The sequence below is a fragment of the Pseudomonas capsici genome, assembly GCF_017165765.1.
GTDB classification, from domain to species: Bacteria; Pseudomonadota; Gammaproteobacteria; order Pseudomonadales; family Pseudomonadaceae; genus Aquipseudomonas; species Aquipseudomonas capsici.
This window is the reverse complement of sequence record NZ_JAFGZD010000010.1, coordinates 112,541-133,393: the sequence shown is the minus strand read 5'-3', so window position 1 is coordinate 133,393 and position 20,853 is coordinate 112,541. Positions and strand designations below refer to the sequence as shown.

General features: G+C 59.1%; 21 protein-coding genes and 3 pseudogenes. 12 read left to right on the top strand and 12 right to left on the bottom strand.

All coding sequences use genetic code 11. From position 1 onward, the window contains the following. Window positions 1-48 precede the first annotated feature (48 nt). Window positions 49-807: a thioesterase II family protein gene (locus JSY17_RS15490; protein WP_122370733.1), complete on the bottom strand. Its 759-nt coding sequence runs from the start codon at window positions 805-807 to the stop codon at window positions 49-51. 322 nt (window positions 808-1,129) lie between these two features. On the opposite strand from JSY17_RS15490, the gene JSY17_RS15485 reads away from it, so the two are divergent. Continuing rightward, window positions 1,130-1,660 (top strand): RNA polymerase factor sigma-70, encoded by a 531-nt coding sequence (locus JSY17_RS15485; protein ID WP_025260702.1) that lies wholly within the window; start codon window positions 1,130-1,132, stop codon window positions 1,658-1,660. A 77-nt stretch (window positions 1,661-1,737) separates the two neighbouring features. On the opposite strand, the gene JSY17_RS15480 is transcribed toward JSY17_RS15485, so the two are convergent. Both JSY17_RS15480 and JSY17_RS15475 read right to left on the bottom strand, forming a co-directional pair. Continuing rightward, complete coding sequence (locus JSY17_RS15480) at window positions 1,738-2,259, bottom strand: SgcJ/EcaC family oxidoreductase (RefSeq protein ID WP_117181324.1); 522 nt, start codon at window positions 2,257-2,259, stop codon at window positions 1,738-1,740. 210 nt (window positions 2,260-2,469) lie between these two features. Further along, a complete protein-coding gene (locus JSY17_RS15475; RefSeq protein WP_025260704.1) occupies window positions 2,470-2,991 on the bottom strand; it encodes an SgcJ/EcaC family oxidoreductase in 522 nt (173 codons plus the stop codon). A 194-nt stretch (window positions 2,992-3,185) separates the two neighbouring features. Between JSY17_RS15475 and JSY17_RS15470 the strand changes: the two genes are divergently transcribed. The 7 genes and pseudogenes from JSY17_RS15470 to JSY17_RS15450 all read left to right on the top strand — a co-directional run bounded on the left by JSY17_RS15470 (window position 3,186) and on the right by JSY17_RS15450 (window position 9,473). Further along, entirely contained in the window at window positions 3,186-4,370 is a 1,185-nt protein-coding gene (locus tag JSY17_RS15470) for a sensor histidine kinase (RefSeq protein WP_117163611.1), read from the top strand. After that, a complete protein-coding gene (locus JSY17_RS15465) occupies window positions 4,367-5,035 on the top strand; it encodes a response regulator (RefSeq protein WP_117163610.1) in 669 nt (222 codons plus the stop codon). Before JSY17_RS15470 ends, JSY17_RS15465 begins: the two co-directional genes overlap by 4 nt. Window positions 5,036-5,113: 78 nt before the next feature. Then, window positions 5,114-6,271: pseudogene (locus JSY17_RS15460) on the top strand (PAS domain S-box protein); the annotation flags it as partial. 3 nt (window positions 6,272-6,274) lie between these two features. Continuing rightward, entirely contained in the window at window positions 6,275-6,688 is a 414-nt protein-coding gene (locus tag JSY17_RS25710; protein ID WP_404823404.1) for a LuxR C-terminal-related transcriptional regulator, read from the top strand. After that, a pseudogene (locus JSY17_RS15455) lies at window positions 6,679-8,566 on the top strand (ATP-binding protein); the annotation flags it as partial. The gene JSY17_RS25710 and the pseudogene JSY17_RS15455, both read left to right, overlap by 10 nt. 74 nt (window positions 8,567-8,640) lie before the next feature. After that, window positions 8,641-9,012: pseudogene (locus tag JSY17_RS26060) on the top strand (response regulator); the annotation flags it as partial. Further along, window positions 9,009-9,473 (top strand): response regulator, encoded by a 465-nt coding sequence (locus JSY17_RS15450; protein ID WP_117163609.1) that lies wholly within the window; start codon window positions 9,009-9,011, stop codon window positions 9,471-9,473. The pseudogene JSY17_RS26060 and the gene JSY17_RS15450, both read left to right, overlap by 4 nt. 6 nt (window positions 9,474-9,479) lie before the next feature. Here JSY17_RS15450 and JSY17_RS15445 read toward each other — a convergent pair whose 3' ends face one another. Both JSY17_RS15445 and dusA read right to left on the bottom strand, forming a co-directional pair. Then, a complete protein-coding gene (locus JSY17_RS15445; protein WP_117163608.1) occupies window positions 9,480-9,911 on the bottom strand; it encodes a universal stress protein in 432 nt (143 codons plus the stop codon). A 180-nt stretch (window positions 9,912-10,091) separates the two neighbouring features. Further along, window positions 10,092-11,087: a tRNA dihydrouridine(20/20a) synthase DusA gene (gene dusA / locus JSY17_RS15440; RefSeq protein WP_263942952.1), complete on the bottom strand. Its 996-nt coding sequence runs from the start codon at window positions 11,085-11,087 to the stop codon at window positions 10,092-10,094. 313 nt (window positions 11,088-11,400) lie between these two features. Here dusA and tal point away from each other — a divergent pair, with 313 nt between their 5' ends. Further along, on the top strand, window positions 11,401-12,327 hold the full coding sequence (gene tal / locus JSY17_RS15435) for a transaldolase (protein WP_117166538.1): 927 nt from the start codon (window positions 11,401-11,403) through the stop codon (window positions 12,325-12,327). A 79-nt stretch (window positions 12,328-12,406) separates the two neighbouring features. Here the strand turns inward: tal and rssC are convergent, their stop codons facing one another. Together rssC and rssB are read right to left on the bottom strand one after the other, a co-directional pair. Continuing rightward, the gene (rssC, locus tag JSY17_RS15430; protein WP_117181322.1) at window positions 12,407-12,892 is read right to left on the bottom strand and encodes an anti-sigma factor antagonist RssC; all 486 of its coding nucleotides are present in this window, start codon (window positions 12,890-12,892) and stop codon (window positions 12,407-12,409) included. Next, on the bottom strand, window positions 12,889-14,073 hold the full coding sequence (rssB, locus tag JSY17_RS15425; RefSeq protein ID WP_117166799.1) for a two-component system response regulator RssB: 1,185 nt from the start codon (window positions 14,071-14,073) through the stop codon (window positions 12,889-12,891). The genes rssC and rssB overlap by 4 nt, the downstream gene beginning before the upstream one ends. A gap of 265 nt (window positions 14,074-14,338) precedes the next feature. Between rssB and JSY17_RS15420 the strand changes: the two genes are divergently transcribed. Further along, window positions 14,339-14,638: a PilZ domain-containing protein gene (locus JSY17_RS15420; RefSeq protein WP_117166540.1), complete on the top strand. Its 300-nt coding sequence runs from the start codon at window positions 14,339-14,341 to the stop codon at window positions 14,636-14,638. A gap of 74 nt (window positions 14,639-14,712) precedes the next feature. On the opposite strand, the gene JSY17_RS15415 is transcribed toward JSY17_RS15420, so the two are convergent. After that, a complete protein-coding gene (locus JSY17_RS15415; RefSeq protein ID WP_117181321.1) occupies window positions 14,713-15,414 on the bottom strand; it encodes an MlaA family lipoprotein in 702 nt (233 codons plus the stop codon). 188 nt (window positions 15,415-15,602) lie between these two features. Between JSY17_RS15415 and JSY17_RS15410 the strand changes: the two genes are divergently transcribed. Then, window positions 15,603-16,208, top strand: a complete 606-nt coding sequence (locus JSY17_RS15410) for an HAD family phosphatase (RefSeq protein ID WP_117186996.1) — start codon at window positions 15,603-15,605, stop codon at window positions 16,206-16,208. Between the two features lie 106 nt (window positions 16,209-16,314). Further along, window positions 16,315-16,578 carry a DUF4404 family protein gene (locus JSY17_RS15405; RefSeq protein WP_117166543.1) on the top strand — a complete coding sequence of 88 codons (264 nt, stop codon included), beginning with the start codon at window positions 16,315-16,317 and terminating at the stop codon, window positions 16,576-16,578. Between the two features lie 38 nt (window positions 16,579-16,616). Here JSY17_RS15405 and queF read toward each other — a convergent pair whose 3' ends face one another. The 4 genes from queF to JSY17_RS15385 form a co-directional block, all read right to left on the bottom strand. Further along, on the bottom strand, window positions 16,617-17,447 hold the full coding sequence (gene queF / locus JSY17_RS15400; RefSeq protein ID WP_206402274.1) for an NADPH-dependent 7-cyano-7-deazaguanine reductase QueF: 831 nt from the start codon (window positions 17,445-17,447) through the stop codon (window positions 16,617-16,619). A 126-nt stretch (window positions 17,448-17,573) separates the two neighbouring features. Further along, on the bottom strand, window positions 17,574-18,818 hold the full coding sequence (locus JSY17_RS15395; protein WP_117181318.1) for a lipoprotein-releasing ABC transporter permease subunit: 1,245 nt from the start codon (window positions 18,816-18,818) through the stop codon (window positions 17,574-17,576). A 63-nt stretch (window positions 18,819-18,881) separates the two neighbouring features. Beyond that, window positions 18,882-19,565 (bottom strand): lipoprotein-releasing ABC transporter ATP-binding protein LolD, encoded by a 684-nt coding sequence (lolD, locus tag JSY17_RS15390; protein WP_206402273.1) that lies wholly within the window; start codon window positions 19,563-19,565, stop codon window positions 18,882-18,884. A gap of 7 nt (window positions 19,566-19,572) precedes the next feature. After that, complete coding sequence (locus tag JSY17_RS15385; RefSeq protein WP_117166547.1) at window positions 19,573-20,823, bottom strand: lipoprotein-releasing ABC transporter permease subunit; 1,251 nt, start codon at window positions 20,821-20,823, stop codon at window positions 19,573-19,575. Window positions 20,824-20,853: the final 30 nt, after the last annotated feature.

Sequence of the window (20,853 nt, the reverse complement as noted above, 5' to 3'; positions counted from 1 at the left end):
AAAAGGCGCGCGCTGTCAGGCACAGACGCGCGTGAGGCAATCGGGGGATCAACCGGCCGCCAGGGCCATTTGCCGCGCTGCGCCGTTGCGCCAGCGGGTCAGGTGCTGCTCGGCGTAACGCCGAAGGTGACGCAGCAGTTGGGCCTGCTCGTCGACCAGATAGAAGTGATGGCCCTCGAACATGTCCAGGGAGAAACCGGTGCAGGTTTCTTCCTGCCAGTCGAGCAGTTCCTCCACCGTGACGCTGTCCTGCTTGCCGCCAAAGACATGGATCGGCACGCTCAAGGGCTCGCGTTCGCCATATTTGAAGCTGCCGCAGGCCAGGAAGTCGGCGCGCAGGATGGGCAGCATCAGTTGCATCAGCTCATCGTTGGCAATCACGTTTTCGCTGGTGCCCTTGAGCTTGCGCAACCGGGCGATCAGTTGCTCGTCGGTCTTGGCGATGGCGTATTCGCTGACATCGCGGCGCACCGGCCCCGCCGAGGCCGAAGTGAACAGGGCCAGCGGTGCAGGCAAACCGCGGGCGCGCAGTACATGAGCCAGCTCGAAGGACAGCAAGGCGCCAAGGCTGTGTCCGAAAATCGCGTAGGGCTTATCCAGTTCAATACTGATCTCGTCAGCCAGGCGGTTGGCCAACTGTACGATATCGGTCTGCAGCGGCTCGTTCATGCGCATGCCACGACCCGGCAGTTCAAGAGGACGAACGTTCACCCACTCCGGCAGCTTGCGCCGCCACGGGCTGTAAAACATCGCACTGGCCCCGGAAAACGGCAGACAGAACAGCGTCAGGCTCGCAGGAGTGCTCATATCAGGCCCTGCCATCCGGTAACGCCGACGAAAAAGCTGCGATGCGCGCGCTCGAAACCCATTGTGTCCTCCTGATCTGATCCGTGGCCGCAGTCGTGGACGGGCCTGTCATCAATGAGAACGGATGGCATCTGGAAATAATTAGTCGCATCTGAGCGGTGCGCTGCAAAAGCGCACAGGAGTCGAATTGCGCCCTCCAGGTGCACTGATTCGATTTCGCATTTGACAATTATTATCATTAAGAATAGTTTACCCGCCGTTCAGCAGGTGCCACCCAATACGGGGACACACCTTCTCCAAGACTCGCAGCAAGGTGAATTCCATGACGGAACAAGTGCTCACAAGTAAGTGTGACTCACCCTTACTCCAGGTTTTTATCGACAACTATCTGCTGTTGGTCAAAATCGCCGCCCGTATCGTTGGCTGCCGCTCCCGCGCCGAAGATGTGGTGCAAGACGCATTTTTCAGATTGCGTTCCGCCCCCCAGATCACCCTTTCGTTCAAGGCCCAGCTCAGCTACCTGTTCCAGATCGTGCGCAACCTGGCCATCGATCACTATCGCAAGCAGGCCCTGGAGCTCAAATACACAGGCCCGGAAGATGAAGGCTTGAATGTGGTGGTTCAGGGTGCCTCGCCGGAAACCTCGCACATCAACTTCTCCAGCCTGGAGAAGATCGCCGACGCGCTGTCGGAACTGCCGGCGCGCACCCGATACGCCTTCGAGATGTATCGTCTGCACGGCGTCCCGCAAAAGGATATCGCCAAGGAACTGGGCGTCTCCCCTACTCTGGTGAACTTCATGATCCGCGATGCACTGATTCACTGCCGCAAGGTCAGCGGCGTCAGAAACTGAATCCGTTTTCACGAACGCAAAAAACACATCCGGGGGCAAAGGCCCCCGGATGTGTTTCAGGTATCGGACTGGTTGAATCAGCGGCTGACCTGGTACTCAGGCTGCACTTCCGGCATGGCCGAAGAGTGGTGGTTGAGGATCTTCCACTGCCCGTCTACACGCTCGTACAGGAAGGTGTAACGCGCCTGCACTTTGCTTTTCTTGCCATCGGCAGCGGTCAGGGTGAAGGTGTAGACACCGCTGTCCATCGCTGCATCCGGGCTGAGACGGCGGATTTCGCGGTAGTTGATCTCACCGACCGGCTTGAGGGCCAGGAAGTGGTCGAAGTAATCCGTGATTTCTGCAGGCGTGGCGCGCACCTTGTTGGAAACCGTTGGCTGCAGAATCGCATTCGGCGCGTACAGGCTGACCACACTCTGCGGGTTACCGGTTTTCAGTGCAGTGTTCCAGCGGTCAAACAGACCCGAGATTTCCCGATCCTTCACGTCGGACGGCTGCTCGGCCACCATGCGGTAGGTGTAGGGAGCTGTGTCTGCTGCGTGAACCAGTGGAGCACTCAGAGCAAAAAGCATGACCAGGGCGGTTTTTTTCAGTTTCATCGCAACACTCCTACAAGGATCTGTTCAGGGATTCAGTGAGTGCTACTTTGCCGCTGCGGATAACCTGCGCCATCGGCCAATCGGGGTTATTTGACTATGCCATTCGGCATATGAGCTGCTCGTTCGCATGGCGGATCCGCCCTCACAAACGCAAAAAAACACATCCGGAGCAAAGGCCCCGGATGTGTTTCAGATACCCGACTTCCCGAATCAGCGGCTGACCTGGTACTCAGGCTGCACTTCCGGCATGGCCGAAGAGTGGTGATTGAGGATCTTCCACTGCCCACCTACACGCTCGTACAGGAAGGTGTAGCGCGCCTGCACTTTGCTTTTCTTGCCATCGGCAGCGGTCAGGGTGAAGGTATAGACACCACTGTCCACCGCGGCGTCTTTGCCCAGACGACGGATTTCACGGTAGTTGATCTCACCGACCGGCTTGAGGGCCAGGAAGTGATCGAAATAGTCCTTTATCTCTGCCGGAGTGGCGCGCACCTTGTTGGAAACCGTCGGCTGCAGTACGGCATTGGGTGCGTAGAGGCTCACCACAGTCTGTGGATTGCCGGTTTTCAGTGCGTTGTTCCAGCGGTCAAACAAACCCGAAATTTCCTGGTCCTTCACGTTGGACGGCTGCTCGGCCACCATCCGATAGGTGTAGGGAGCCGTGTCTGCTGCGTGAACCAGCGGAGCACTCAGAGCAAAAAGCATGACCAGGGCGGTTTGTTTCAGTTTCATCGCAACACTCCTACAAGGATCTGTTCAGGGATTCAGCGAGTACTAATTTGCCGTTGCGAACAACTTTATCCATCGGCCAACCGGGGTTATTTTTCTATGCCAACTGGCAGATAGGCACCCCGCGCCATCACAGGTTTTAATGGCATTATGTTGTGCCCGCGCGGGCATGAACCCACGCCCGGAGTACGACACAGATGCAAAGCCCTCCACATGATCCAGCAAGTGCCCTGGCGATTCGCACGCAATATCGCCAGTCACAAAGCCGTGCCGCCCGCCTTCGTCTGCTGGTGGATACCGGACAGGAACTGACCCAGCTGCCTCCCGAAGCCATGCGCCAGCGCGTCTTGCAGAGGGCCTGCGCGTTCGTCGCCATGGACCACGGCCTGCTACTGGAATGGGGAGGCGACAATGTGGTGCGCACCACTGCCCTGCATGGCAGTGAAGAGCGCCTGCGCAGCCTGGAAATCGTCGCCGATACGCTGGCCATAGGGCCGCAATGGCTGGAACGCGACCATGCCACGCTGCCCAACGTCCTGATGCTGCCCCTGCGCGGGGCCGACGATGGCTCCTTTGGCACGCTGGTACTGGCCAACAGCGTGAATATCAGCGCCCCCGACAGCGAAGACATCGAGTCCCTGCAACTGCTCGCCACCCTGCTGGCCGCGCATCTGGAGAACAATCGTCTGCTCGAAGCCCTGGTGGCACGTGAGCGGACCATGTCCGAACTGGTCAATCAGTTGTTCACCGCCCAGGAAGACGAACGCAAGCGCATGGCCTATGACCTGCATGACGGACTGGCCCAGACCCTCGCCGGCCTGCATCAGCGTTTGCAGGGGTTTGCCGGTCGCTGCCCCCGATTGCCAGAACCGCTGGATAACGACCTGCAGGCCATCCTGACCCTGGCCCAGCATTGCGTCGGTGAAGGCCGACAGTTGATCAGCGGCCTGCGGCCCAGCGTTCTTGACGATTTCGGCCTGCTGCAGGCCGTCGACAAGGATGCAGACCGTCTACGCGAAGCCGGGATTAACGTACACTGGCGCTCACGCTCCATGACCCGCCTGCCCAGCCACCTGGAAATCGCCCTGTTTCGCATTGCCCAGGAAGGCATCAACAACATTCTCAAGCATGCCAATGCCGACAACGTGCAACTGGCGCTCGAGCTGCATGACACCACTGCCTCTTTGCTGATCGAAGACAACGGCTGTGGCTTCATCATTGACCAGCAACCCAGGAACAACGGCGTACAGAAGCTTGGACTGGTGGCCATGCAGGAACGGGCCAGCCTTCTGGGTGGCCGACTGATTTTCGTCAGTAGCCCGGAATCCGGCACCCGGATACGCGCTACCGTCCCTCTCACCACAGACAAGGCAACACTATGACGAATACCCTCCGACTGGTCCTGGCAGACGATCATGAAGTAACCCGGACCGGATTCGTCTCGCTCCTGGCCGGCCACCCGGAATTCGAGGTCATCGGCCAGGCTTCCGACGGCCAGCAGGCCATCGAACTGTGCGAACAGATGCAGCCGGATATCGCGATCCTCGATATCCGCATGCCGGTCCTCAACGGCCTGGGTGCCGCACGTATCCTCCAGCAGCGCATGCCCCAGCTCAAAGTGGTGATGTTCACTATGGATGACAGCACCGATCACCTGGAAGCCGCCATCAGTGCCGGCGCAGTGGGCTATCTGCTCAAGGACGCCAGCCGTGACGAAGTGATTGCCAGCCTGCAACGTGTGGCCCGCGGCGAAGAAGCCCTCAACAGTGCCGTCAGCGCCCGCCTGCTGCGGCGCATGACCGAACGCAACAGCAGCCGCGCCATCACCACCGAAGCCCTGACGCCCCGGGAACGCCAGGTCCTGGGGCTGGTGGCCAGCGGCTTCAGCAATCGCGAGATCGGCGAAAAGCTCGGTATTACCGCTGGCACCGCCAAGGCACATGTCGAGAAAGTCATTGCCAAACTCGGTGCCGCCGACCGGACCCAGGCGGCGGTACGCGGTGTGGCTCTGGGACTGGTGAGCCAGTCTTCAGGCGACTGGAGGTAAACCTTGCGCAACCTCAAACCCTGGGAAGACCTGTCGCTACGCGGCAAGGCACTGGTGGCGACCTCATTGCCCCTGATAATGCTGATGTTTTCTCTGACATTCATCTACATAGCTGAACGCCAGACCACCCAGGCCGAAGAGGATGTACGCAGGGCGCTGCTGGTTCGCGGCGATATCCAGAGCGTTCACACCCAGCTCGCCGAAGCCGCTGCCAGCGTGCGCGGCTATCTGCAGACCCGTCAGGAAGACTTCATGCCGGGCTATCTGAACGCCCAGACCCAGATCGGAGCCGCGCTGGACCGGCTCCACACCAATGTGCGCGACCCACAGATGCGCGAACATCTCAAGGCCATTACGCTGCTGATCGAAAACAAGGTCGACGGTCTTGAAATGCTGCACAGCCTGAACCAGGAAGGGAAAGTCACGATTGCGGCCATCCTCATGGAGAACAAATTCATTCTCGATGAACTGCGCAGTCACCTGAATACCATGCGCGAGCGCGAAGACGCCGTGCTGGCGGAGCGCACGGCCGTCGCCTCGGAAAACCGGGAACGCTTGTTCTGGGCAACGATGCTGGCTGCAGGATCAGGCCTGCTGGGTGCCCTTCTGGCCATATGGATACTGTGCAAAGGGATTGTGGCCAGGGTGCAACAGGTACAAGGCAACGCCCAGCGTCTGGTACAAGGCCATCCATTGCTGCCTCAGCCGCCGGAAAACGATGAAGTCGGTCAACTGGGCACTCGCCTGATGGAAGCCAGTCAACTGCTCGCCGAACGCGAACAGGCCCTGCGCGAGAACGAGGAACGCCTGCGACTGCTCATCCAGGGTGCCAGGGAATACGGGATCTTCGCTCTGGATACCCAGGGCCATGTCATCACCTGGAACACCGGTGCAGAACGCATCAAAGGCTATAGCGAGCAGGAAATCCTCGGCCAGCATTTCTCGTTGTTCTACCCGCCCGAAGAATGTCCGCAACACCCTGACAGGGCTCTGCACGAGGCCACCCTCAAAGGGCACTACACGGAAGATGGCTGGCGCTGCCGCAAGGATGGCACTCGCTTCCTGGCCAGCGTGGTCATCACCGCTCAGTACGACAGCAGCAATGTCCTGCGCGGCTTCTCCAAGATCACCCGGGACATCACCGACCGCCGCGCAGCCGAAATGGCCCTCGACACAGCCCGTGAAGAAGTGGAACGCGCCAGTCGCGCCAAAAACGAATTCCTTTCCCGCTTGAACGTGATGGTCTTCAACACGGATGACGACACCGACCACATGCAAGCCGCCATCAGCGCCGGTGCGGTCGGTTATCTGCCCAAGGATGCCTGCCGCGACGAAGTGCTCGCCAGCCTGCAACCTGTGTCCCATGCCTCCAGGGTCCTCGGTAATGCTCCGCTGCCGCGCATGAGCGAAAACAATAGCAACCGCAGTCTGCTGACCGAAACCCTGACACCCCGTGAATGCCAGGTTCTGGGTCTGGTGGCCAGCGGCTGCAGCAACCGGGAAATCGGCGAAAAACTCGGCATCACCACGGGGACTGCCAAGTCTCATGTGGAGAAGGTCATCGCCAAGCTCGGTGCCGCAGACCGGACACAGGCAGCGGTGCGAGGTATGGCCCTGGGCCTGGTGAATCAGACATCCGAAGACTGGAGGTGAATTTGCTTAACGTCAGACGCTGGGAAGACCTTCCGCTACGCGGCAAGGCACTGGTGGCTATTTCCCTGCCACTGGTGATTCTGATGCTTTCGCTGATGCTCATCTACATTGCCGAGCGCCAGACCACCCAGGCTGAAGAAGATGTGCGCAGAGTTCTGCTGGTTCAGGGCGATATCCAGAGCGTTCACACCCAACTCGCTGAGGCGGCAGCCAGCGTGCGCGGTTACCTGCTGACCCGGCGGGAGGACTTCCTGCCGGGCTATCTGAATGCCCAGGCACAGATCGAAGCCGCCCTGGACCGACTCAATACCAATGTGCGCGACCAACAGATGCGCGAACACCTGCAGGCCATTGCGCCACTGATCGAAACCAAGGTCGACGGGCTGGAAACCCTGCGCAACCTGAGTCAGGAAGGCCAGGACACGATTTCGACCATCCTCATCGAGAACAAGTACATTCTCGATGAACTGCGCGACCGAATCCGCACCATGCGCGAACGCGAAGACACTTTGCTGGCGGAACGCACGGCAGACGCAGCCGAGACCCGTGCCCGGCTTTTGTGGTCGACGTTTCTGGCCGCAGGCTCGGGTGTATTCGGTGCCATCCTTGCGGTATTGATGCTCTCCAGAGGCATCGTGGCCAGGGTGCAGCAGGTGCAAGGCAACGCCCAGCGTCTGGCGCTGGGCCACCCGCTGCTGCCGCAACCGCCGGAAAACGATGAAGTCGGTCAACTGGGCACACGTCTGGTGGAGGCTGGTCAACTGCTGGCCGAACGCGAGCGGGCCTTGCGCGAGAACGAAGAGCGCCTGCGCCTGATCATCGAAGGCGTCAAGGATTACGGAATCTTCGCACTGGATGCCAGGGGCTATGTCACCACCTGGAACGCCGGGGCCGAACGCATCAAGGGTTATACCGAACAGGAAATCCTCGGCCAGCACTTCTCGCTGTTCTATCTGCCGGAAGAATGCCCGCAACACCCCGACATGGCGCTGCGCGAAGCGAAACTCAATGGCCGCTACATGGAAGAAGGCTGGCGCTGCCGCAAGGATGGCAGCCGCTTCTGGGCCAGCGTGGTCATCACCGCTCAATATGACAGCAGCGATGCCCTGCGCGGTTACTCCAAGATCACCCGGGACATCACCGACCGCCGCGCAGCCGAGATCGCCCTCGGCACAGCCCGGGAAGAAGCAGAACGCGCCAGCCGTGCCAAAAGCGAGTTTCTTTCGCGCATGAGCCACGAACTGCGCACGCCCCTGAACTCCATCCTCGGCTTCGCCCAACTGCTGGACATGGACTCCAGCAATCATCAGAAACCCCAGGTCGGTCATATCCTGCGGGCCGGTCAACACCTGCTGACGCTGATCAACGAAGTCCTGGACATTGCACGGATCGAAGCGGGTCATCTGTCACTCAATCTGGAGCCGGTGCTCTTGCCCGAAGTTCTGCAGGAAGCCTTGAGCCTGGTCTGGCCCATGGCGGCAGATGGCGGCATCCAGCTGGCCGAACTGCCGGAACTGGCAAGCGACAGCGGTGTGATTGCCGACCGTCAGCGTCTGGTTCAGGTGCTGCTGAACCTGCTTTCCAACGCCATCAAATACAATCGCCCCAATGGACTGGTGAGAATCGAAGTCCGGCAACAGGACGACCGGGTAGCCATCAGCGTCATCGATACGGGCAAAGGCATTGCGCTGGATCGACTCGATCAGTTGTTCAAACCCTTCGAACGCCTCGAAGCCGACTCCAGTGTCGAAGGCACTGGTCTGGGTCTGGCCTTGAGCAAAAGCCTGCTGGAAACCATGAACGGCAGCATGACTGTAGACAGCACGCCGGGAGAAGGCTGCCGCTTCACCCTGGAACTGCCTTATACGCAAGTGCACAAGGCAGAAGAAGCGCCGATTCGCCGCATCAGCACGATGCCTGTCGCCCCCCACCCTGACCGCGTCGAACACTACGGCAAAGTGCTGTGCGTCGAAGACAATCTGTCGAGCATGGCCCTGATCGAAACCCTGCTGCAGCGCAGGCCAGGTATCCAGTTACTGTCGAGCATGCAAGGACAGTTGGGGCTGGATCTGGCCCGGCAACATGCACCGCAATTGATTCTGCTGGATGTCAACCTGCCGGACCTGACAGGGCGCGATGTCTTGCAGCGCCTGCGACAATCCCCCAGCACGGCCAACACGCCGGTGCTGATGATCACGGCCGACGCCAGTGACAAGACCCACCGCGAATTGCGCCAGGCCGGAGCGACGGCCATCCTGACCAAACCCATCCAGGTGCCGGCCTTTCTCGCGCATCTCGATCAATACCTACCGGAGCCTTCATGAGCGGCGATTTCCGTATCCTGATTATCGATGACCAACGCCCCAATCTTGAGCTGATGGAGCAATTGCTCGCCCGGGAAGGCCTGACCAATGTATTGAGCAGCACCGAGCCGCTGAGAACCCTGGACTTGTTCAACAGCTTCGAGCCGGATCTGGTGATTCTCGACCTGCACATGCCGGAGTTCGACGGGTTTGCGGTGCTGGAGCAACTGAACCGGCGAATCCCGAGCAACGACTACATGCCGATCATGGTCCTGACCGCCGACGCCACCCGCGAAACCCGTCTGCGCGCACTTGCCCTCGGAGCCCGGGACTTCATCAGCAAGCCACTGGATGCACTGGAAACCATGCTGCGGATCTGGAACCTGCTGGAAACCCGCGCCTTGTACAAAACCCTGCGCCAGTTGCTGCCGCCGGAAAAAATCGAACTGCTGCGCCAGTATCGGGCACCGGCGCAGCCTTGAATTCGATCACTTGATGAGAATGACCGGCACCGATACTTCATGAATCACACGGTTGGCGACCGAGCCCAGCAGCAAACCACCGAAGCTGCCCAGGCCGCGAGTGCCCATCACCACAGTGTCGCAACCCAGTTGCGGCACAGCCAGCTTGACCTGATCGGCGACGTTGCCCAGATCCACGTGAGTCTGATGGGCAATATCGGCCTGCTTCAAGAGCACCACGGCTTCGGCAAGGACGCGATTGGCTTCATTGAAAAGCCCGGCCTTTACGCCCTCGATCATGTCCGGTGCCAGATAGTCGCTATACACGACCGGGCTGGCCTGCACATTGAGCAAATGCACCTGCAGGGGCCGCGCAAGACTGCCCGACAGACCGATGACGTACTCCAGCGCATGCTTCGAATGAGCCGATCCGTCATAAGGAACCAGTACTTTGTGCATGACATCTCTCCTTGAATGGGTATGTATTCAACATAGTCCCGTTCAAGGTCAGCGACCATCGCAAAGGCGGCTTTGATTGATCCAGAGCAAATCAGGCGCGATTATTGTTGGCAGCCCCTCGCGAATGAATTGGCTCCTGCACCTGTGGGAGCCAGTTCATTCACGAAAAGACCAAAACGTTTAATGACCCGCCAGAAACTCCGCCGCCTGATCCAGCAGCAACAAGGGCTTTTCCGCCTTGTGAATGTCGACCGACAGCAACTGCCGAAAACGTCGTGCCCCCGGAAAGCCATGGGCCATGCCCAGGATATGCCGCGTGACATGGTGCATGGTGCCGCCGCTCTCGATATGCGCAGCAATATAAGGCCGCAACGCTTCCAGAGCTTCCGCACGACTGATGACCGGCGCAGTGCTGCCGAACAGTTGGCGGTCCACTTCAGCCAGCAGATAGGGATTGTGATACGCCTCACGCCCGAGCATCACACCGTCGAAGGTCTGCAAATGCTCCCGGCATTGCTCAAGGGTCTTGATGCCGCCATTGAGGATGATCTCAACGCCCGGGAAGTCCCGCTTCAACTGCGCCGCCACGTCATAGCGCAGCGGTGGAATATCGCGATTTTCCTTGGGCGAAAGCCCTTCCAGAATCGCGATACGGGCATGCACCGTAAAGCTGTTGCAGCCAGCCTCATGAACCTTGCCGACGAAATCGCACAGCTCGGCGTAACTGTCCCGGCCATTGATGCCGATCCGGTGCTTGACCGTCACCGGAATCGCCACGGCATCCTGCATGGACTTCACACAATCGGCCACCAGCTCGGGATGCCCCATCAGGCAGGCACCGATCATATTGTTCTGTACCCGATCACTCGGACAGCCCACATTCAGATTGACCTCGTCGTACCCCACCTCTTCAGCCATACGGGCACAGGTCGCCAGATCCGCAGGATTACTGCCACCCAGCTGCAAGGCCAGCGGATGCTCGGCTTCGTCATAGCGCAGAAAACGTTCGCGATCACCGTGGATCAATGCACCGGTGGTGACCATCTCGGTGTACAGCAGGGCGTTCTTCGACAGGAGGCGCAGGAAATACCGGCAATGGCGGTCAGTCCAGTCCATCATCGGCGCAACGGAGAAGCGACGGGATGGGATGGGTTTCAGGGATCGGGCAGTATTCACGGATATATTCATCGGACGAGTGGAGCAGGACAGCGAATTCGGTACGCCAAGGCAAATAATGCCAAAACGCAAAGGTTGCCTAGTCTATCAGGAAGCATCGAGACTGCGGACCAAGCTTGCACCACACCAAGGGAACAACCGGCCCCAACCACGCTCAAATCCAGTCTGAACCCGTCTTCCATACCCCCGAGCACCCTCCATTGCCCGCGAATGAGGAAAGCGCGTCATCAAACGCAGAGATCATGATCTGCGACCTTGAGTGGCAGGCAACGCTCGGGTAATGTCATCCAACCGCACAGGACAGAGCACGCTAATGACTTCCAAGCTGGAACAACTCAAGAAATTCACAACTGTCGTCGCCGATACCGGTGATTTCGATGCCATTGCCCGCCTCAAGCCGGTAGACGCCACCACCAACCCTTCCCTTCTGCTCAAGGCGGCCTCCAGCGAAAGCAATGCCGAGCTGCTGGCCGAAGCCTTCAGCGGCAGCAAGGGCGATATCGGTCTGGCGTCCGACCGCTTTGCCGTCGCCATTGGCCGCAAGATTCTGGATGTTGTGCCCGGGCGGGTTTCCACCGAGGTGGATGCACGGCTTTCCTTCGATACCAATGCAATGATCGAACGCGGCGAGCGTCTGGCCAGTCTGTACGATGCAGCCGGTATTGGTCGCGACCGGATCCTGATCAAGCTGGCTTCCACCTGGGAAGGCATCAGGGCCGCCGAGAAACTGGAGAAAGACGGTATCCAGACCAACCTGACCCTGCTGTTCTCTTTCGCTCAGGCCGTGGCCTGCGCCGAAGCCGGTGTGTTTCTGATCTCGCCGTTCGTGGGCCGTATCTACGACTGGTACAAGAAATCGTCGGGCCAGGAGTACACCGGCGCAGAAGATCCGGGCGTGCAGTCCGTAACCCGCATCTACAACTACTACAAGGCCAACGACTTCAAGACCGTGGTCATGGGTGCCAGCTTCCGCAACCTGAGTCAGATCGAGCAACTGGCAGGTTGCGACCGCCTGACCATCAGTCCGGATCTGCTCAAGCAACTGGCCGAAGACAACGGCAGCCTGGAACAGAAACTGGCACCGGGCAACGCTGGCGAAGCCCGTCAGAGCCTGACCGAGAAGGAATTCCGCTGGGCTTCCAACGAAGATGCAATGGCCACGGAAAAACTGGCCGAAGGCATTCGTCAGTTCGCTCGCGACCAGGAAAAGCTCGAAGCATTGCTCGCCGCCAAGGCCTGAATGCACTAAAGGGCGACCTCCTCGCGGGGGTCGCCCTTTTCATTGCCCGCCATTCGGCGTGGCAAACCTGCGGATTGACTTATCGCTGCCCCTCGAGGGCATTGACCAGATCGTGGAAGGCTTCACGGTTGGAGTCGTTCAACCCCATCAGGATCTTGTGCGCTTCCAGCACCTTGGCCTTGACCACTTCTTCGCACTGATCCTGCGACGGCAGGTCGGTCAGGCACTCAGGGCGCGGGACGGGGCGGTCAACGATGTTGAACACCTGATCGAAGCCCATCGACTGCAAGAGCCGCGTGATGTCTTCGTGGGTCGTTACCAGGGTTGGCAGCAACCCTACCTTCTGACGCGACAGGATCGACAGCTTGGCCAGCAGGCCCAATGTCGTGCTGTCGATGCTGCGGGTTTCGGTCAAATCGATCACCACGGCCGAAAAATTCAGCGCGCTGAAGATTCTCTCGATTGTCGCATCCAAGGCCGAACACAGCGTCAAACGCACTTCGCCCACGAACTTCAGTACGAAGGTGCCTTCCTGCTCGGCGAACTGGATTCTACCGGTACTCATTCAAGATTCCTGCGTAACACTAACAAGGCGATATCATCCGGCATCTCCCCTAGCGTAGCCAATTCAAAAACCTCCTGCAGTCCTTCCAGGCTGCCACCAGCAGTCTTCACCATTTCCGGCAAGACCGCTTCTTTTTCCTTGAGTGTATCACCGGGCAGCAGGTCCAGTATGCCATCAGACAACATCGTCAGACTGAAGGACGCGGGCAATTCCAGTTCATGGTCCTGATAGGTTGCCTCGTTGAACAGCCCGACAGGAAGACCGCGACCCTGCAGATAGCGCGCTTCCCCGTCCGTGAACAGCACAGGCAACGGCAGATGGCCACCGACTGCATAGGTCAGGACGCCTGTATCTTCGTCGATAACGCCACCGACCATGGTCACATGCTTGCCCAGCTTGCAGCTGATCAGACCCCGGTTGATGTGCGACAGTACATCCGACGGCTTGAATTCAGGCAATGTGCCGCCGCGCTTGGACTCGAACAGCAGACGAGTGGTCATGAACTTCAACAGCACCGTAATGAATGCCGAAGATGCGCCATGCCCCGAAACATCGGCCAGATAGAACGCGACACGCCGCTCATCGACACGGAAATAGTCCACGAAATCGCCGGACAGATACAGTGACGGGATGATCTGGTGCGCGAACTGGAACTCATCGATGGCCCAGGGGCTGATCGGCAGCATGTTCATCTGCACCTGACGACCGGCATCCTGGTCTTCCTGCAACAGATGCAGGCTCGCTTCCAGCTCGCGGTTGGCCGCTTCGAGCTTGTCGCGATAGTTCTGGTTTTCCTGAAGCAGACGGGCACGATCCAGTGCGCGGTGCACCGAATGCTCGAGAACGGCCAGGTCCTCCAGCGGCTTGATCAGGTAGTCGGCAGCGCCAAGACGCAGGGCCTCGACCGCATCGCTCATGACGCCCGCCCCGGAAACGACAATGACCGGAGTCTGTGGAGACAGGCCCGTCACCTGACGAATCAGCTCAAGGCCTCCCATCTGGGGCATGCGCAGATCGCAAATGACCAGATCAGGCTTTTGCTGCTCGAATGTCTGTATTCCCTGCAGGCCATTATTCGCCTGGAGGACGCTGAAGCCACTATCTTCCAGATAGGCGGCGAGACTCGCACGCACTACGTCGTCGTCATCGATAATCAGCAGTGTGGCACTGGTTTTTGGCATGTGGGCAAACGGCGCCAGATGAGGTTGTGTAGGCGGCCCGGCCATGCCGGTACCTGCTTACTGGATTCGCTTCTAGCCTCTCTGCAACGGCAGGTCCGCAGTCGGACCGGCAATCAGGTTTCAGAGGTGCCCTTCAAGGCGCAGACGGTACTCCCATCCGACGGGCGTTTCAAGCGTACGACCCTGCTCACTTTACGTCTTTACATCGCAAATCGCCGGGAGTTATAAGAACCTACTAATCAGCAACCAAAACGAAGGGATAGACATGGGTCAAAATGATCGCAGCTACGAGGAGAAACGCGACTATATTCGCATGCGTATCGATGCAGATATCAACCTGCTCCATGCAGGTCAGGTAATTCCAGCCGTCTGCATCGACCTTTCCAGCACCGGAATGCAGGTCGAGGCGCCACGTTCCTTCAAGATCGGAGACAAACTCAGCGTCAGCATCGATTCCGATCACCCGGCCCTCTCGGGACTGTCCGCCGAGACAGAGGTCGTCTGGCTGACAGATATCGAAGGCGGCGGGCAGAAACTGGGGCTCTCCATCATTTCGATGAATTGATTGCCAATCCCTTCCCGAAAAAAACAAAGGCGACCAAGGTCGCCTTCATTCATTCGATCAACATTGCGTAACGATTAAAAATCGTCTTCGACCTGACCATCCTTGACCTTGAATTCGCGGTTCTGCAAATAGGCGTTGCGGATGAAGGTGTATTTGTCACCGCTCACCAGACGCTCGGCCGACAGCAGACTGGCACGCGTATCGATCAGGTCGATACCCCACACGGTATTGCGGGTTGGCACATGGTCGATGTAACGATAGGGTTCGGTGTAGGTGTCCGGATATTTGGCGATGGCATCGCGCACGGTGCTTGGCCCCAGCAGCGGCAGCACGACGTAGGGTCCACTGCTCACGCCCCAGTATCCGAGTGTCTGGCCGAAATCTTCGTCGCTGCGCTGCAAGCCCATGCGGGTACCGACGTCGATGACCCCCAGAAGGCCGAAGGTGGTGTTGACGATAAGACGCGCAGTATCGACACCGGCAGCCGCAGGCTTGGCCTGCAGGATGTTGTTGGCCAGGTTGCCCACGTCGCCGATGTTGTTGAAGAAGTTGTGTACGCCATCTTCGACGAATTGCGGTGCTATGTATTGATAGCCCTGCGCAATAGGCTTGAGGGTGTAGGTATCGACGGTGTCATTGAACCGGAAAATGGCGCGGTTGACGCCTTCCCACGGATCGTCTTCGGCCGCCTGCACCACTACCGGAGCGAAGGCAACTCCCACACATACACACAACCGAGCCAGACGCCCGGCAAAGCCTGCACCGATCACGGGCATAGCTGAAACTCCTGATCAAGATTATGACGCGCGACTGCGAACCCATACGCAAGGATTGGCAGTATAAAGCGTTCCGCCAGAAATAAGTCAGTTCTGTCAGCCCGCGAGCGTTTAAACACAGTCACCGGACATTCATCCGAATGTCATAAAAGCCCGGTAGCGTTCATGAATATTTCAGAGACATTACCATGCTCGCGCCAGTCGCCAACGCTCTGCCTGACTTCCCTGCCCTGCTGTTCGGCCTCAGCGGCTGTCTGGTGGACTTTGGTGCGCAGGCAGGCATCAAGGCCCAGGAACCGGACTTCGCCCTCGCGACGCCCGGCGCAATGGACATTCTGCAAACCCTGAGTCGCCAGGGCATGCCGTGCGCCTGGATCGATGAACTGCCTGAAAACCTGAGCCATGCGCTGGCTGCGACCGTCAGCGAATGGATCACGCCGGCTCCACGCCCGAACGCAAAATGGCCTGCCCCCGACGCCTGCTGGCTGGCCCTGATGGCGTTGAAAGTGAATCAGCTGGAGGGCTGCGTGCTCATCAGCGGCGATCCGCGTCTGCTGCAATCGGGACTGAATGCCGGACTCTGGACCATAGGCCTGGCCTCCTGCGGACCTCTGTGCGGTCTTTCGCCAAAACAATGGCAGGCGCTGAACGACAGCGAACGCGAACAACGCCGCGCCCACGCGACGCTCAAGCTCTACGCCCAGGGCGTGCATTCGGTCATCGATCATCTGGGCGAACTGGAGTCATGCCTCGCAGACATCGCCTTGCGCCGCAGTAAAGGCGAAAAGCCCTGATACATATCATGCAGGCAATTCTGTAGTGGATTAGTCTTAATGCATCACGGACCTTTCGTCCTCTGGAAGAGTCCATGAAACAGACTTATCAACCAAGGAGCACGCCATGCCTGCCCGCGAACTGCAAGAACAACTCAATACCCTGCGCGAGCAACTGGAGCATAATCCGCCGCTGTCCGAAGCCGAGCGTGTCAATCTTCATGAGCTGATGGAACAGATCGAAACAAAGATTCAGCTGGAAAGCATGACTCAGGACGCCAGCCTGGCCGATGGTGTCAATCTCGCGGTAGAACGCTTCGAGCTGGAGCATCCGGCCATCGCCGGCACCCTGCGCAATATCGTCCAGACCCTGGGCAACATCGGGATCTGACATCACGAAAAAGCCCGTCGAATGACGGGCTTCTCTGTTTACTGACGTGCCAGTCGACGGTTATCGACCTGCAACGCTTCAGTACTGCGATACGGGTTGATATCCAGCCCGCCACGGCGCACATAGCGCGCATAAACCGTCAGTTTCTCTGGCTTGAGCAAGCACTGCAGGTCGAGAAAGATCCGCTCCACGCATTGCTCATGGAAGTCCGAATGCTGGCGGAAGCTGACGATGTAAGCCAGCAGGCTCGCATGATCCAGCGCCGCACCACGATACTCCACCACCACACTGCCCCAGTCAGGCTGGCTGGTCACGGGACAGTTGGACTTGAGCAGATGGCTGTGCAGGCTTTCCTCGATGACACGGGAATCGTCGCAACGCAGCAGCTCGGGTTGCGGATGGTCATAGCTGTCGATGCTCACATCCAGATCGTCGATGCAGGTGCCCGGCAAGCTGGCCACGCCCTCGCTCTCGATATCGGCCAGACGGCTGATGCGAACACCTACAGGCTTGCCCGCCGCTGCCGACAGGTCCTTTTCAAGGGTCGCCTGCAACTGCTCGGTGCTCTCGAAGGAGGTCTGGTTCAGCGAGTTGAGGTAGAGCTTGAAGGACTTGGACTCGATGATATTGGGCGAATCGGCCGGAATGCTGAACTCGGCAATGGCCACCACCGGCTTGCCCGACGGCAGCAGCCAGGACAGCTCATAGCAATTCCAGAAATCGACACCCCGATAAGGCAACGTCTGAGCCGTCAGCCCCAGCTCGGCCCACTTCGCAGCGCGCGGAATCGGAAACAACAGGGATGGCGTGTAGGTGGCGATGTACTCGCTGGACTTGCCCAGCGGAGAGTGTTCGGCTGCGGGATGCATGGCGATACCTGGAATCTCATGAATTAACCCGGCAAGTTTATAGGGTTTGCACCGGGCTTTCAGCTTTAACGCCTGCTCGCACTGTGACGCCCGTGCAGCAACGAATTCATTGCTGCACGGGATCGGTCATTCGTATCGCAGTGCATGGGCCGGTTGCACCTGGGCGGCGCGCCATGCGGGGTAGATGGTTGCCAGGAAACTCAGGATGAAACCGGCACTGCAGATCAGCACCACGTCACCGCCCTGCAACTCGGAAGGCAGGTTGCTGATGAAATACACATCGGAACTGAAGATGTGCTGGCCACTGACCCGCTCGAACCAGCCGACGATGCTGCTGACATTCAGTGCGGCAATCACGCCCAGCACGCCACCGATCAAGGTGCCGACAATACCGATCACCGTACCCTGAACCATGAAGATCGCCATGATCTGCCGAGGTGTGGCACCGATGGTGCGCAGGATGGCGATATCCGCGCCCTTGTCGTTCACCACCATGATCAGGGTCGCAATGATATTGAACGCCGCCACGGCGACGATCATCAGCAGCAACAGGCCGATCATGGTCTTTTCCATTTTCATGGCGCTGAACAGGCTGCCCTGGGTGTGAGTCCAGTCATCGGCACGATAATCGGCGCCCAGGCTCGAAGCGATGGCAGTGGAAACCTGCGGTGCCTTGTACAGATCCTTCAGCGCCAGCCGCACACCCTGAACCTGACCGGGCTCCCAGCGTTGCATCTGCGCGGCATCGGCAATGTTGATCAGCGCCATGGAGCCATCCAGTTCGGCCCCTACCTTGAACACACCGACCACGGTCAGGCGTTGCATACGCGGCGTGATGCCGCCCGGCGCGCTGCTGACTTCCGGCACGATCAGGGTCAGCTTGTCACCCACGCTCAAGCGAAAGCGACGCGCCGTGATATCGCCCAGCACCACGCCGAACTCGCCCGGCTTCAGATCCTGCAGGTTGCCGCGAGTGATGTGCTTCGTCACGATGGAGACTTGATGCTCAAGCGCAGGATCGATACCACTGACCTGGATCGGCTGCATGGAGCCCTTGTAGGACAGCATGCCTTCCATCTCGGTGAGCGGCACCGCAGCCGTGACTTCCGGGTTCTTCAGAGCCGCGTCTGCCAGCGGCTTCCAGTCATCCACCGGCTTGACGCCAGCGATCATCGCATGGGGCACCATGCCGAGGATCCGTGAACTCATTTCACGCTGGAAACCGTTCATGACCGACAACACCACGATCATCGCCAGCACGCCCAGCGCCAGACCGATCATCGAGGTCATCGAGATGAACGAGATAAAGCTTTTACGGCGTTTTGCGCGGGTATAGCGCGCGCCGATGAAAATGGATAACGGTCTGAACATTCGCGGAGCACCGTAGCAAAAGGTAAAGACCCCGACGCGATGACTTGCGTCGGGGCGGGTCAATCAACCGGCGACGAGGTGACCGTCTTCCAGGCGCAGGACACGGTCCATCTGCCGGGCCAGGTTCATATCGTGGGTCACCACCAGAAACGCCGTACGCGACGAGGTGCTCAGTTCACGCATCAGGTCCTGAATGCCCTGGGCTGTGTGATGATCGAGGTTGCCGGTGGGCTCGTCGAGCATTACCAGCCCCGGCTGGTTCACCAGCGCACGGGCAATCGCGACACGCTGGCGCTCGCCACCGGACAATTCCGCTGGCTTGTGCGCCAGCCGGTGCCCGAGGCCTACGCGCTCCAGCAGGGCGGTGGCCCGCTGACGGGCCTCGGGAATCGATGTGCTGCCGATCAACAGCGGCATGCAGACGTTCTCGAGGGCGGTGAACTCGGGCAGCAGATGGTGGAACTGATAGACGAAACCCAGCGCGCGGTTGCGCAACAGGCCGCGAGCCTTTTCATTCAGTGCCGACAGTTCTTCCCCGGCCAGCCAGACACTGCCTTCGGAAGGCGTATCCAGGCCACCCAGCAGGTTGAGCAAGGTACTTTTGCCCGAGCCCGAACTGCCGACAATCGCCACCCGCTCACCCGGATGCAGCTCAAGCTGCAGGCCGGACAGCACCACGACAGATTCCGGACCTTCCTCGTAGGACTTACCCAGATTGCGGCAACTCAATACAGCTTTATCTAACATGCCCGACTCACTCATAACGTAACGCCTCCGCAGGCTGGGTGCGCGCCGCACGCCAGGCTGGATACAGGGTGGCGAGGAAACTCAGGGCCAACGCGGCACCGCAGACCTGGAACACATCCTGGGCCATCAGTTGCGAAGGCAGATAATCGATGAAGTACACGTCGGCGTTGAGGAACTTGTGGCCCATCAGGCCTTCGAGCGCCGAAATCGCCGAGCTGACATTGAGCGCCGCCACAATACCCACCGCCGCGCCGATCAGCGTACCGACCACACCGATCACGGAGCCCTGCACCATGAAGATGGCCATGATCTGTCGCGGCGTCGCGCCCAGCGTGCGCAGGATGGCAATGTCGCCCTTCTTGTCGTTGACCACCATGACCAACGTGGAAATGATATTGAACGCAGCCACCGCGACGATCAGCAGCAACAGCAGGCCGATCATGGCTTTTTCCATGCGGATCGCCTGATACAGGTTGCCGTGGGTACGGGTCCAGTCGCGAGAGTAGAAGTTGTTTTCGCCCAGCTTCTGGGCGATTTCCCATGAAGTGCGAGGGGCAGCGAACAGGTCATCGAACTTCAGGCGCAGGCCCTGGACCTGCTCCGGCTTCCAGCGATGCAGACGCCCCAGATCCTCGAGGTTGGTCAGGCCCAGATAGCCGTCCAGTTCACCGGCACCGACGTGGAAGATGCCGACCACTTCGAACCGTTTCATGCGCGGAAACATGCCCGCAGGCGTGACCGTGACTTCCGGGGCCACGAAGGTCAGCTTGTCACCGATGCCGACTCCCAGCTTGGTGGCGGCCTTGTCGCCGATCACGATGCCGAAACTGCCGGGCTCAAGGCTGTCGAGTTTCCCCTGTTTCACAAAGTTGTCGATGATCGAAACCTTGCGCTCCTGAGTCGGGTCAATACCGTTGAGCAGTACTTTCTGGACCTTGCCGTTATTGGTCAGCAAGCCCTGCATCTGGGTGAATGGCGCAACCGCCAGCACCTGCGGATTTTCCTGGACCCTGGCAGCCAGCCCCTGCCAGTTGGCGATCGGTTCGCCCGATTCGATGGTGGCGTGAGGCACCATGCCCAGCACGCGGGTACGCATTTCGTGATCGAAGCCATTCATGACCGATAACACGACTATCATCACCACTACGCCCAGGGCGAGGCCGATGATGGAGGTCAGGGAAATGAAGGAAACAAAATGGTTACGTCGTTTTGCACGGGTGTAACGCGTGCCGATGAAAACAAAAAGAGGTCTGAACATGTAGGGAATTGTTCGCAGGAATGGGGACGT